Raw genomic sequence first — 12615 nt, forward strand, 5'->3', positions numbered from 1 at the left:
TTCCCACCATAAAAAAGATCCCGCGGGCATTTGTCTGACTGCAAGCATGAAGCATGATCCGTTCCAGATTCTCGCGAAACTCAGCAATAAGCAGTGACCACAATCACACTTTACTGACCTTATCGCCTGTCCCGCTATCTGAACAGAACCGTTCTCCCTGATGCGCCCGACGTAATAGCCCTTCGCATGGGGTGAAGCGCTCACCATACTGATGCGCCAGTCGCTCCAGTGTCTTCACCACACTGGCGATGCCCAACTGGTCCATGTAACGGAACGGTCCCCCAAGGAATGGCGGGAAGCCAATTCCGAACACGGCACCAAGATCGCCATCCCGCGCACTGCGGATCACGTTTTCATCCAGACAACGTACGGCTTCGTTGAGCATCAGCATCACACAACGGTGGGCGATCTCATCTTCTGATTGCTGCACTTTTGGCGTGACATTCAGCAGACGGTAAATCGCCGGATCGACCTGTTTCTTCTTCGTCGCCCGCCCTTTCTGCCCGTAAAGGTAGAAACCTTTACCGTTCTTACGCCCTTTTCGGTCGTCTTTCAGCACTGCATCAAAACCGGAGGGTGCGGCAAAACGCTCACCAAAAGCGTCCACCAGAATCGGACCAATTTTTGTGCCGACATCAATGCCCACTTCATCCAGCAACTGGATGGGCCCGACCGGGAAACCAAAATTCACCAGCGCTTTGTCGATGTGATCGACCGGTTCACCAGCCAGTAAGCAACGCGCCGCTTCATTGATGTAAGGCGCAAGAATGCGGTTTACGTAGAATCCGGCACTGTCGCCCACCACAATCGCCGTTTTCCCCTGTTTCCTGGCCAGCGAGACCGTTGTCGAAATCGTCTGCGCACTGGTGCCCGCATGCGGGATCACTTCCACCAGCGGCATTTTATCCACCGGGCTGAAATAGTGCAGTCCGATCACCTGTTCCGGCCTGTCAGCCTGCTCTGCAATCTTATGAATGGGCAGAGAAGAGGTGTTTGAGGCAAAAATCGTATGGGGGGCAGCATTTTGCTCGATTTCTGCCACCATGGCTTGCTTGAGCAATAAATCCTCAAACACCGCTTCCACCACGATATCAATCTGCGCAAAACCGCTGTAATCCGTGGTGCCGGAAATCAGCATCATCTGCCGTTGCTGTTCGTTGCGGGTCAGCCTGCGGCCTCGCACCTTTTTCTCCAGCAAATCCCAGCTGTATTTCAGGGCATGACGGATGCCTTCGTGATTAATGTCTTTAATACGCACCGGCAGACCGGCTTTGGTGGCAGTCACATTCGCGATACCGCCGCCCATCAGGCCACCACCGAGAATACCTGCACGGCGAACCGGCAAGGGTTCGGCATCGCCACCCTTTTCTTTTTTCAGCGCGGTGGAAGCGAAAAACAGGCCGCGCAATGCCGCAGATTCCGGCGTCATCACCAGCTCCCCAAAGGCTTTAGCTTCCGCCTGATAGCCGCTACCACTGCCCTGATCCAGCCCGGTTTTCACCACATCTATGATTTTTTCGGTGGCAGGATAATTGCCGTGCGTTTTTGCCTGCGTCTGTTTGCGTACAAAATGGAACAGCAAACTTTTGCCCAACGGACCACCGGCCAGACGCGCCTGCCACGGCAATGGCGGACGTGATTTACGTCCTTTTGCCACACGTTCCAGCGCCGTTTGCAGCAAAATAGAATACGGTACTGCGTCATCCACCAGCCCCATTCTCAGCGCCTGCTTCGCGCGAACACTGCGACCGGTTAACATCAACTCCAGCGCTTTAGGCGCGCCGATAAGCCGCGGAAGCCGCTGCGTACCCCCGGAACCCGGCAGTAAACCCAGTTGTACTTCCGGCAGGCCGAGTTGCGTTTTTTCATCCAGCGAACACACGCGGGCATGGCACGCCAGCGCCAGTTCCAGACCACCGCCGAGACAGCTACCATGAATGGCCGCCACCACCGGCACGGAAAAGGACGCAATCTGCGACATCACCGTCTGGCCCTTTTGCGCCAGTTCACTGGCTTCGGCAGCGGTCCGGCAACCGGAAATCATCGTGATATCCGCACCGGCAATGAACGAGTCCGGTTTGCCGGAAATCAGCACCAGACCTTTCAGATTGGGATACTGCTGCGCTTTTTGCAAAATGGCACAGATTTGCTGAGCAAATTCAGCCCTTAAGGTATTCACTTTTTCACCGGGAACATCGAGGGTGATAATCCCCACGTGTTCAGCAGTAAACATCAGAGAAAAAGCAGAAGCCGGTTCGGCAGCTTCCGTATCTGCCGGATTCAGATTTTCCATATTATCTCTCATTGCGCGGCCTCCAGAATCATTGCCGCACCCAGGCCGCCCGCTGCGCAAGCCGTCGTCAGCCCGTAACGGCCTCCCCGACGGCGTAATTCGTGCAGCGTTTGCGTAATCATGCGTGCGCCGGTGGCCGCAAAAGGATGTCCGTAGGCCAGTGAACCGCCCAGAACATTGAATTTATCCCAGTCTATTTCGCCAACTGCCTGACTGCGGCCGAGTTTTTCGCGGGCGAATTCATCACTGGCTAACATTTTGATATTCGCCAGCGTCTGCGCGGCAAACGCTTCGTGCATATCGATAAGATCCAAATCACCCAGCGTCAGCCCTGCGCGGTCCAGCGCCAGCGGCGTGGCATAAGCAGGCCCGAGAAGCATATCTTCCCAGACGTCGATGGCAGCAAATGCGAAACTTTTCAGGTAGCCGAGAGGTTCAAGGCCCAGTTCACGCGCACGGGATTCACTCATCATTAATACCGCCGCCGCACCGTCAGTCAGCGGCGTGCTGGTGGCAGCGGTAACAGTGCCGTGTTTGCGGTCAAACGCCGGACGTAATTTGGCGTACTGGCTGATTTCAGAATTCAGGCGGATGTTGTTGTCTTTTTGCAGCACTTCGCGGTAAGGCGGAATCTGCGCTGCCATCACCTGCGAGCTTAAATAACCCTGCTCCCACGCCTGTGCAGCCAGCGTATGGGAACGGTGCGCCAGCTCATCCTGCTGCGCACGGCTGATATTGTGGCTTTTCGCCATCTGCTCAGCGGTATCCCCCATGCGCAGACCGGTAGAATATTCGGCTACTGCCGGCGGCACCGGCAATAAATCACGCAGTTTCAGTTTGCTGAAAATGGAAAGGCGCTGCGACAGAGTGCGCGCTTTATTAACATCCACCAGGGCGCGGGCGAGACGTTTGCTGACGCCAATCGGCAGTACTGAAGAAGAATCCGCTCCGCCTGCGATCCCGACCTGCACCATGCCGCTCATAATGCTTTCGGCCACGTTGGCGACCGCCTGAAAACTGGTGGCGCAGGCACGTGAAACGCTGTACGCATCGGTCGACACATTCATGCCAGTGCCGAGCACAATTTCGCGGGCGATATTCGGCGCTTCCGGCATCTGGACTACCTGGCCGAAAACCAGCTGATCGATGTGCTTCGGGTCTATCCCACTTTTTGCCAGCAGCTCACTGACCACAATTTTGCCGAGATCGACAGCAGGAATGCCGTGATAAGCGGTGGCCTGTTTGGCAAACGGCGTGCGCAAGCCGTCGACAATCGCAATGCGATCGCCCTCACGCGTCACCAGTGGAATAACGTTATTCATACGAGCTCCTGAGAAAAATAGGGTCCTAAGAGGTCAGACCTGATAACTCAGTTTTAACTATGTATTTACATTTGGCAAAGTGAAAGGCAATGAAGTGCGAGCAACAGCAAATTTTTCTGAAATAAGAATGAGAAGAAAGGCGGCAGGCAGAAATAGCAGACAAAAAAATACCGCTTATTTAAGCGGTATTACAACTTCCCCTAAATAATTTGAGTCGCAGGAAGGCGGCAATCGAAGTAATCCCGATGAGCTGACATAAGTCAGTGATTCGGGTTACTGAGTGCAGCCAACGCATCTGCGGCTCAAAGTATGACGGGGATTAACGCAGCCCGAGCTGGAAGATCATCGTTTCAGCCTGACAGCTGAAAGTAAAATCGATATTCAGTTCAACACCGCCTGCCACTTTTTCGATACGGCTGGTGATTTCGCACGGCTCAGATTCTACGCCGCGGGCACGTTCGGTCAGGGCTTGCAGGGTTTCTTTCGCCTGGGCTTCGGTTTCGAAAACGCGGCTGTAAGAAGCAGTGCAATCAGTGTTGTCCATGATGGTACCCACATCTACACAACAGCAGGCTGCGGTTTCTTCCGCACCACATTTGTTGATGGAATGCAGAGGTTGAGTGGATTTAGAGGACATGGTTACGTCAGACATAATTTCTCCCCGGCACCAACGGCAACATCCACCGTCTGGCCTGTTTGCGAATAAAGTTTTATTTCCAGCCTGTATTTTACGCCACCTCTCTGACAACACACTAGCACTTACTTATTATGTGCCTTTCAGGTGATCCAGATCACGTATATGTAAGTAATCGATGATTACAGCGTTATTGTTCTCACTTTAACGTTTCTTAATTGAACTTTTATTGTTTGTTTTTTGTTAAGCAGATCCAATTTCTTGCATCAAATAAGAAATATCAACGAAACATTATTGCAACTTCACCACAGGTCAGACCTATACTTCGCTCACTGGTCTGATTTGTCAGACTGATAACGGACCCTACAATCCCGCGCTCATTGTTACTCCATGTAACATTGTTTGATAAAAAACATAAAATTGAGGTTTTGGTCATGAACCAGAAAAACCTGTTTAAAAGATCAGCTCTGGCAGCTGCAGTGGCAATTGTTTCCTCCAACGTATATGCAGCAGGTTTTCAGTTAAATGAATATACCGCTGCGGGTTTAGGTCGCTCTTTCTCGGGTGAAGGTGCCATCGCTGACACCGCGGCATCCGGGAGCCGTAACCCGGCAACCATGACCATGTTTGATCGTCCTTCCTTCTCCGCGGGCGCGATTTATATCGACCCGGATGTCAAAGTGACGGGCAACTCGCCGGTTACAGGTCAGAGCACTGATGCGGATAACATTGCACCGAATCAGTGGGTACCGAACCTGCACTTTATTATGCCGCTCAATGATCAATGGGCCGTCGGTGCATCAGCTACGTCAAACTATGGTCTGGCGACAGAATTCAGCGATAATTATCCGGCAGGCCCGATCGGCGGCGAAACTGACCTCACTACCGTCAACACTAACTTAAGCGTTGCTTACCGTTTGAACCAGCATTTCAGCTTCGGCCTGGGCTTTGATGCCGTTTACGCGAAAGCTAAATTCCGTCGTACCGCCGGTGAACTGGTGCCAATTCAAACCGGTGGCCGGCTGCCTGCGGATACGGAAGCCGCCAAGCTGAAAGGCAATGAGTGGGGCTACGGCTGGAACGCCGGTATCCTGTATGAAGTGGATGATAATAACCGCTACGGCTTCACCTACCGTTCTGAAGTCAAAATTGACTTCGATGGCGAATACCGCAACGGCATTCCAAAAGCCTTAGGCGGGACTGGCGGTCAAACTGTTCCGGGTTCCCTGACCCTGAACCTGCCAGAAATGTGGGAAGTGTCCGGTTATAACCGTGTGGCACCAAAATGGGCGATTCACTACAGCCTGGCTTACACCAGCTGGAGCCAGTTCCAGGAGCTGAAAGCCACCGGTTCTAACGGCCAGACGCTGTTCCAGAAAGATGAAGGCTTTCATGATGCTTACCGCATCGCGTTGGGTACCACCTACTACTACGACGATAACTGGACGTTCCGTACCGGTATCGCCTTTGATGACAGCCCGGTTCCGGCAGATAACCGCACCATTTCTATCCCGGATCAGGATCGCTTCTGGATTTCAGCCGGTACCACTTACGCCTTCAATAAAGACGCATCTGTGGACGTCGGTGTCTCCTATATGCATGGCCAGACGGTGAACATCAGTGAGAAAGTCGCTGATGGTGTACCGAATTACGAATACCAGGCCAAAGGGACCGCCATGCTGTACGGCGCGAACTTTAACTACAGCTTCTGATGAACTGAGTGATACGCCTGATATAAAAAAAGCGCCAGAAGGCGCTTTTTTTGTGTGTCCGGAACGGTTATTCCGAGTCGATATCTTTCAGGTCGCCCTGAATCAGTGCGGCGTTCGGGTTTTCCTGCGGCATCAGCTGACCGCCTCTTGCCAGGAAATCATGACGCTGGAAGTAAGCCTCACGTATAAACAGATACGGATCAGAAGAGTTACGGATCAGGCCATCAGAATCGAGCAGTTCTGCACGGGTTTCCACCCCTTCCAGTACCCATTTACCGGCTGACATCCAGAATGTCAGATAGCTGAGCATCGGATACAAATCATCAACCAGATCACCACCTTCATCACGAATTGTCGCGCTGCCGTAACCTGGCAGAACCACATACGGGCCGTAACCCACGCCGTAATGGCCAAGCGTGCTGCCAAAGCCCTGCGCCTCTTCACGCGCCAGTTTCGGGTTCGCCATCCCGGCGACGTCGATCAGTCCCCCCATCCCTAAAATGGTGTTCAGGAAGAAGCGGTTAAAGTGGATCGCTGCACGGTACGGATCGCCTTTCAGCAAGGAGTTAACCATGCTGGCCGGTTCATCCAGGTTGCTCAGGAAGTTGCTGGTACCGTTACGCGCCGGTTGCGGCACGTAATCACGCCACGCCACCGCGACAGGGCGCACAAGATACGGATCCATATAGTTATAGTTGAAGTCGAACATCACCCGGTTGAAACCTTCGAGCGGATCAGAACGTCCCTGCTGTTCGCTGTCCGATGATCCGGATGTGCCGGCACAACCGACCAGTAAAACTGTCGCAAACGCCAGCCCAGTCAGGCGTAAGTTCATGGATATCTCCCTGTTTTTGATCGTCGGTTCCTGATTAAGGAACCTGCTGATTAATCTCAATGCTGACCTGACCGTTGCCGGAAAAATCAGTCAGCGGACTGTCGCCGTACCAGTCACCTGAGGCTGGCGTTGCCAGACCATTTTGTGAAATACGAACGCGTACTTTTAATTGATGCAGCGAAGAAAGCAAGCGTTCCGGCATCATTGCGTTGCTGTCATCGACAGTGATCGCCAGCGGGAAGCGACTCAGCGGCAGCTTTTTCACCGCAACCGGCACCGGACTGCTGCCATCTGTCACCGAAATAAAGACCGTGCCATTCTGCGGAAGTTTCACCTGAGCCTCAGCAGAAAGCGTGACATTGACCGCCAGTTTAACCTGATCCAGCCCCGCTTTTTGTTTTGCCTGCGCAATGCTGGCGTTGACCATTTCCAGGCGTTTGTCACCGGCTGGCAGGATTTTCTGCATAACTTCCCACGCGCCAATGGCTTGCGGGTAGTGTCCCTGTTCATATTCATTATAGGCCAGCAGACTTAATACACGCAGATCACCCTGAGATTTTTCCAGCATACTGCGCAAAAGGTTGCCGCCGGTAAGGTTATCCTGCGGATCGGACGAACGGGTTAACACTTCGGCATAACCGAGTTTGACTGACATATCATCCGGCGCGAGCTGATAAGCGTGGGCATAAGCCTGCGTGGCGGTGGCGGCATTATTGAGCGCCATCCCTACACGGCCAAGCATCACCCAGTCCTGGATATTATGCGGATTTGCCTGCAAATCGGTACGCAATCCGAGCCCTAAATCCTGCACGTCGGTGGCGGTCAGCGGCGCGCCGTGGTCATCAGCAATGCGATGGCGTAAATCGGGCATACGCTGCATGACCTGATTCCACGCACTCACCTGCCCCAGACCACCGGCGTAGAGATACAAACCGAGCGTGATCATCACCAGCAAAATAGCACCGGGCACCAGCGTCCAGCGACCAATCGGCTGAATGGCGGCGGACACCTGACCCGCCGGAATATCAGTCAGTAAGTTTTCCTGCAATTCCTGAATATGCGCCGGACGTTCGTCCACCACGCCCTGCGCTTCGTCTTCTTCCAGCTCAGTCAAACGGTGATGATAAAACGCTTTATTCAGCGCATCGCGGGAAGTGTGTTCCGCGCGGTCGCCACGGATAACCGGCACGATAAACAGCGCCAGTGCAATAACCAGCATCACTACAATGCACAGCCAAAAAATGCTCATGATCCTTTCCTGTCGCTGTCTTTAAGTAACTGCGCCAGGCGCTGTCTCTCTTGTTCTGACATTGATGTGGCCGTGTTTTCAGTGCGCGCAGCACCCCGGCGGGAACGCATAAAAATCATGCCTGCGCCGATAACAATGACCAGCACCGGCCCGAGCCACAAAATAAAGGTAGAGGGCGTGACCGGCGGTTCGTAAGTCACGAAATTGCCATAACGCGCCACCATATACGCGACGATTTGCTGTCTGTCCTGCCCTTCATTAAGCAACTGAAACACCTTGGTACGCATATCGGCGGCGATGATCGAATCCGACGCGGCAATATTGGTGTTCTGACATTTCGGGCAACGCAACTGCGCCGTGATGTCCCGGTAAGCCTGTTCCTGTTCCGGCGATTTGAACTGATACGTGTCGATGGAGGCGAACGCGCTGACACTCAGCAGCATGCCCAGCAACAACGCAGGCAGCGATGAAATCAGTCTCATACATTGCCTCCGTATTTTTTGTACAGCGGCAGAACTTCGGTCTGCCAGACTTTTTCATTTAAGTCACCGGCATGGCGATAGCGGATAATGCCCTGCCCGTCGATCAGGAAGGTTTCCGGCGCGCCATAAACACCCAGATCTAACCCCAGCATGCCGTCGCCGTCGTAAAGACTCAGCATGTAAGGATTGCCCAGTGTGTTCAGCCAGTTGACCGCTTTCTGCCGGTCGTCTTTGTAGTTCAGGCCGACCACACGGACACCTTTTGCCGCCAGCGTATTGAGATAATCATGTTCGGCGCGGCAGGTCGGACACCACGTCGCCCAGACGTTGAGCAGCATCGGTTTGCCATCGCGCAGCACCGACTGATCGTAGGTTTTGCCCGCCTGCGCCAGCGATTCCAGTTTGAACACCGGCACCGGTTTGCCAATCAGGGCTGATTCCAGCAGCGTCGGATCATCGCCGTTGGCATTGCGGGTCAGTTGCACCAGAAAAGCCGCGGCCAGCGCCAGGAACAAAATCAGCGGAATAAAGAGAAGTTTACGGTTCATGCTTCTTCAGCCTCCGTCAGACCTTGCTTCTTAAGCTTTTTACTCATGCGATAACGCGGGTCGAGAATACACAGCACGCCACCGGCCGCCATAAACAGGCCACCGAGCCAGATCCAGCGGACAAAAGGTTTGTAGTACAAACGCACCGCCCACGAGCCATCGTCCATCTCTTCGCCGAGCGCCGCATACAGGTCACGCGCCAGATTGCCGTCGATAGCCGCTTCGGTCATCATGCTGCGCGCCACGCTGTAGAAGCGTTTTTCGGCGTGCAGCGTGGTGACTTGCTTGCCGTTCTGCGTCACATCAATATTCGCCTCACCGCCGGTATAGTTCGGGCCGGTGATGTCGCGAACGTCGCGGAAGATAAAGTGATAATCATGAATATCCACGGTATCGCCGGACTTCATGCGCACATCACGTTCAACGCTATAATTCTGGCTAAACGCGATGCCGATCACCGTCACCGCCACGCCGAGATGGCCGAGCACCATGCCCCAGTGACTGCGTGAAAGTTTGGTCAGACCGCGCCAGAATGAATGACGATGGGTGGCGCGTTCGTGTAATTCCATCAACGTCAGCACAATCACCCACACCGACATCAGCATTCCCACCACGGTCATACCGACGATTTTATCCTGCAACAACCACGGCAGAAGAATCGACAAGACCAGCGTGACGACCAGCGCAACACCCAGACGACGCCACAGTTTGCTGGGCTCATCACGACGCCAGCGCACCAGTGGTCCGATGCCTAACAACAGCGCCAGCGGCGCCATCAGCCAGGTAAACATCGTATTAAAGAAGGGTTCACCGATAGAAATACTGCCCAGCCCGAGCTGTTTGTGGATAAGCGGCAGCAGCGTACCGAGCAGCACCACCAGCATCGCCGCCACCAGCAATACGTTATTGCCCAGCAAATAACTTTCGCGGGAATGCAGTTCATGACGGCTTGGTGCGCGCACCGAGTTACCTTTAAAGGCGTACAGCAGCAGCGAACCGCCGATCACAATGACCAGATACGCGAGAATAAACATGCCGCGTGCCGGATCAGAGGCAAACGAGTGAACCGAGACCAGCACGCCGGAGCGCACCAGGAAAGTCCCGAGCAGACACAGCGAGAACGCAGTGATGGCCAACAGCACCGTCCAGGCTTTGAACGTCCCGCGTTTTTCGGTGACGGCGAGCGAGTGGATCAGCGCCGTACCCGCCAGCCACGGCATAAAGGAAGCATTTTCAACCGGATCCCAGAACCACCAGCCGCCCCAGCCTAATTCGTAATACGCCCACGCCGATCCAAGCACGATACCGATGGTCAGAAACACCCAGGCGGCTTGTGTCCACGGACGCGACCAGCGCGCCCACGCGGTATCCAGACGCCCTGCCATCAGCGAAGCAATCGCGAAAGCAAAGGCCACAGAGAAACCGACATACCCCATGTACAGCAATGGCGGATGGAATATCAGGCCGATGTCCTGTAACACCGGATTCAGGTCGCTGCCGTCCACCGGAAAATTCGGCAACGAGCGGATGAACGGGTTGGATGTCAGCAGAATAAACAGCAGGAAACCGCCGGTGATCATGCCCATCACCGCCAGCACGCGCGACACCGCATCCTGCGGCATACGGCGGCTAAACAGCGCCACGGCAAGCGTCCAGCAACTGAGTAATAACACCCACAGCAGCAGCGAACCTTCGTGCGCTCCCCACGTCGCCGCCACGCGGTAATACACCGGCAGGTGGGTGTTGGAATTATTAGCAACATAGGCGACGGTGAAATCATTCACCACAAACGCATGCACCAGAATAATGAACGCCAGCGCGATGCAGACAAACATGCCGTAAGACAACGGGCGCGCCATCGCCATCATCCGGCCATCCTGACGTGCGGCGCCCCACTGCGGATAAATACTCAGCAATACCGCCAGCCCTAATGCCAGACAGAGTGCAAATGTTCCCAGTTCCGGCATCATGAGCGGTCGTTTCCTTTATCGTTACCCACGTAGGCCGAAGCCGGTCCTGTGTGGTTTTCTTTCATGGCGTCGGCAACTTCCGGCGGCACATATTTTTCGTCGTGTTTTGCCAGAACCTGAATGGCATTCACCACATTTCCCGGTTCCATCACACCCTGCGCCACCACGCCCTGTCCTTCACGGAACAGGTCGGGAAGGATGCCGTTGTAGGTCACGGCAATCGCGCCACGCGCATCATAAATTTTAAAGCTCACCTGCAAACTTTTCGGGTCACGTTTCACGGAGCCGGGCATCACCATGCCGCCGATACGCAGGCGCTGGCCCACCGTCGGCATTTCGTGGTCCTCGCCTTTGCCCTGCAGGATTTCACCGGGTGTATAAAACAAATCAATGTTGGAGCGCAGCGCGTACATCACCAGTGAAATGCTCAGACCAAGACCGATCAGCACCACCAGCGCCAGCGACAGCCGCTTTTTACGACGTGGATTCACAATAACTTCTCCGGGGAAGTGTCCGGTTCCAGCGGTGACGTCTGTGCGCCTGGCTGTTTTTTAGACTGAGACTGACTGATGCGTTTTTCGCGTGCCTGACGACGACGGACGTCGCCGAGGATTTGCCGGTGCTGAATCAGGGTATGCGCCACCAGCACAACCAGCGAGAGCAGCGTGGCAGCGACCGACAGCCAGACATAAAAGGCGTAGCCGCCCATCGCAAAGAAATCATGCCAGCTTGAGAATGCAGGACTCATCCGCGACGCTCCTTATTCACAAGACCGGCCACCCACGGACGCAGACGTTCCTGCACCAAAATCAGGTTTCGTAACCGCATCAGCGTCAGGGTAATAAAGAAGAACAGGTAACCGAAAATCGCCCAGCGCAGCGGATAACGCATGCTCGGGTCGATGGTCTGCTGCATATTGGTGGAACCCTGATGCAGCGTATTCCACCACTGCACGGAGTAATGGATGATAGGAATATTCACCACGCCGACCAGCACCAGAATACCGGCGGCACGCCCGGCCAGACGGCGGTCATCAAAGGCGTTATACAGCGCTATCACACCGAGATACAGAAACAGTAACACCAGTTCGGAGGTCAGACGCGCATCCCACACCCACCAGGTGCCCCACATCGGTTTGCCCCATGCCGAGCCGGTGACCAGCGCGATAAAGGTGAAAACAGCGCCAACCGGTGCCATTGCCGCTACCGCCAGATCGGACATTTTCATCTGCCACACCAGGCCGATAAACGCGGCGATCGCCATCCCGCTGTAAATCCCCATCGACCAGATGGCCGCCGGGACATGAATATACATAATCCGGTAACTGTTACCTTGCTGGTAATCCGGCGGCGCATAGCCAAAACCCCATACCCAGCCAATCAGCAGGCAGGCAAGCCCCACAATCCCGAGCCAGGGAATGAACCGGCCACAGACGTGGTAAAGCCGTTCAGGCCTGGCGAGTTGATGTAACCATTTCCACATTGTTATCGTTGCTCACTCTAAAATGTCACTGTGTGATATGCCGTGAAACCTCGGTGGGTTCTTGCGCGGTCAGTGTTAAATCACCCGC

At 54.5% G+C, this 12615-nt stretch carries 12 protein-coding genes; 1 reads left to right on the forward strand and 11 read right to left on the reverse strand.

Annotated features, from left to right (window positions below; translation table 11 throughout):
• Positions 1-103: 103 nt before the first annotated feature.
• From fadJ to ABIC79_RS05595, 3 genes are all read right to left on the reverse strand, one after another.
• On the reverse strand, positions 104-2305 hold the full coding sequence (fadJ, locus tag ABIC79_RS05585) for a fatty acid oxidation complex subunit alpha FadJ (RefSeq protein ID WP_119261380.1): 2202 nt from the start codon (positions 2303-2305) through the stop codon (positions 104-106).
• Positions 2302-3615 carry an acetyl-CoA C-acyltransferase FadI gene (gene fadI, locus ABIC79_RS05590; protein ID WP_013574534.1) on the reverse strand — a complete coding sequence of 438 codons (1314 nt, stop codon included), beginning with the start codon at positions 3613-3615 and terminating at the stop codon, positions 2302-2304. The genes fadJ and fadI overlap by 4 nt, the downstream gene beginning before the upstream one ends.
• A gap of 319 nt (positions 3616-3934) precedes the next feature.
• Complete coding sequence (locus ABIC79_RS05595) at positions 3935-4267, reverse strand: YfcZ/YiiS family protein (RefSeq protein WP_013574533.1); 333 nt, start codon at positions 4265-4267, stop codon at positions 3935-3937.
• 416 nt (positions 4268-4683) lie between these two features.
• Here ABIC79_RS05595 and fadL point away from each other — a divergent pair, with 416 nt between their 5' ends.
• On the forward strand, positions 4684-5961 hold the full coding sequence (gene fadL, locus ABIC79_RS05600; protein ID WP_013574532.1) for a long-chain fatty acid transporter FadL: 1278 nt from the start codon (positions 4684-4686) through the stop codon (positions 5959-5961).
• A gap of 67 nt (positions 5962-6028) precedes the next feature.
• On the opposite strand, the gene mlaA is transcribed toward fadL, so the two are convergent.
• The 8 genes from mlaA to ABIC79_RS05640 are packed head-to-tail and all read right to left on the reverse strand — an operon-like array spanning position 6029 to position 12527.
• The gene (mlaA, locus tag ABIC79_RS05605) at positions 6029-6796 is read right to left on the reverse strand and encodes a phospholipid-binding lipoprotein MlaA (protein ID WP_013574531.1); all 768 of its coding nucleotides are present in this window, start codon (positions 6794-6796) and stop codon (positions 6029-6031) included.
• 34 nt (positions 6797-6830) lie between these two features.
• On the reverse strand, positions 6831-8045 hold the full coding sequence (gene ccmI / locus ABIC79_RS05610) for a c-type cytochrome biogenesis protein CcmI (RefSeq protein ID WP_112198153.1): 1215 nt from the start codon (positions 8043-8045) through the stop codon (positions 6831-6833).
• Entirely contained in the window at positions 8042-8527 is a 486-nt protein-coding gene (locus tag ABIC79_RS05615; RefSeq protein ID WP_013574529.1) for a cytochrome c-type biogenesis protein, read from the reverse strand. Before ABIC79_RS05615 ends, ccmI begins: the two co-directional genes overlap by 4 nt.
• Positions 8524-9075: a DsbE family thiol:disulfide interchange protein gene (locus tag ABIC79_RS05620; protein WP_013574528.1), complete on the reverse strand. Its 552-nt coding sequence runs from the start codon at positions 9073-9075 to the stop codon at positions 8524-8526. Before ABIC79_RS05620 ends, ABIC79_RS05615 begins: the two co-directional genes overlap by 4 nt.
• The gene (locus tag ABIC79_RS05625) at positions 9072-11045 is read right to left on the reverse strand and encodes a heme lyase CcmF/NrfE family subunit (protein WP_126124690.1); all 1974 of its coding nucleotides are present in this window, start codon (positions 11043-11045) and stop codon (positions 9072-9074) included. The genes ABIC79_RS05620 and ABIC79_RS05625 overlap by 4 nt, the downstream gene beginning before the upstream one ends.
• Complete coding sequence (gene ccmE, locus ABIC79_RS05630) at positions 11042-11536, reverse strand: cytochrome c maturation protein CcmE (protein WP_112151227.1); 495 nt, start codon at positions 11534-11536, stop codon at positions 11042-11044. Before ccmE ends, ABIC79_RS05625 begins: the two co-directional genes overlap by 4 nt.
• Entirely contained in the window at positions 11533-11793 is a 261-nt protein-coding gene (gene ccmD, locus ABIC79_RS05635) for a heme exporter protein CcmD (RefSeq protein ID WP_013574525.1), read from the reverse strand. Before ccmD ends, ccmE begins: the two co-directional genes overlap by 4 nt.
• A complete protein-coding gene (locus ABIC79_RS05640) occupies positions 11790-12527 on the reverse strand; it encodes a heme ABC transporter permease (protein WP_013574524.1) in 738 nt (245 codons plus the stop codon). The genes ccmD and ABIC79_RS05640 overlap by 4 nt, the downstream gene beginning before the upstream one ends.
• Between the last annotated feature and the right edge of the window lie 88 nt (positions 12528-12615).

The organism is Rahnella sp. 2050 (assembly GCF_040544515.1).
GTDB lineage: Bacteria > Pseudomonadota > Gammaproteobacteria > Enterobacterales > Enterobacteriaceae > Rahnella > Rahnella aceris.

Bases quoted from the DNA above. Each gene is read 5' to 3' on its own strand.
- fadI (WP_013574534.1), bottom strand. From the start codon at position 3,615: ATGAATAACGTTATTCCACTGGTGACGCGTGAGGGCGATCGCATTGCG.
- ABIC79_RS05615 (WP_013574529.1), bottom strand. From the start codon at position 8,527: ATGAGACTGATTTCATCGCTGCCTGCGTTGTTGCTGGGCATGCTGCTG.
- ABIC79_RS05640 (WP_013574524.1), bottom strand. From the start codon at position 12,527: ATGTGGAAATGGTTACATCAACTCGCCAGGCCTGAACGGCTTTACCAC.
- ABIC79_RS05595 (WP_013574533.1), bottom strand. From the start codon at position 4,267: ATGTCTGACGTAACCATGTCCTCTAAATCCACTCAACCTCTGCATTCC.
- ccmD (WP_013574525.1), bottom strand. From the start codon at position 11,793: ATGAGTCCTGCATTCTCAAGCTGGCATGATTTCTTTGCGATGGGCGGC.
- mlaA (WP_013574531.1), bottom strand. From the start codon at position 6,796: ATGAACTTACGCCTGACTGGGCTGGCGTTTGCGACAGTTTTACTGGTC.
- ccmI (WP_112198153.1), bottom strand. From the start codon at position 8,045: ATGAGCATTTTTTGGCTGTGCATTGTAGTGATGCTGGTTATTGCACTG.
- ABIC79_RS05625 (WP_126124690.1), bottom strand. From the start codon at position 11,045: ATGATGCCGGAACTGGGAACATTTGCACTCTGTCTGGCATTAGGGCTG.
- ABIC79_RS05620 (WP_013574528.1), bottom strand. From the start codon at position 9,075: ATGAACCGTAAACTTCTCTTTATTCCGCTGATTTTGTTCCTGGCGCTG.
- fadL (WP_013574532.1), top strand. From the start codon at position 4,684: ATGAACCAGAAAAACCTGTTTAAAAGATCAGCTCTGGCAGCTGCAGTG.
- fadJ (WP_119261380.1), bottom strand. From the start codon at position 2,305: ATGAGAGATAATATGGAAAATCTGAATCCGGCAGATACGGAAGCTGCC.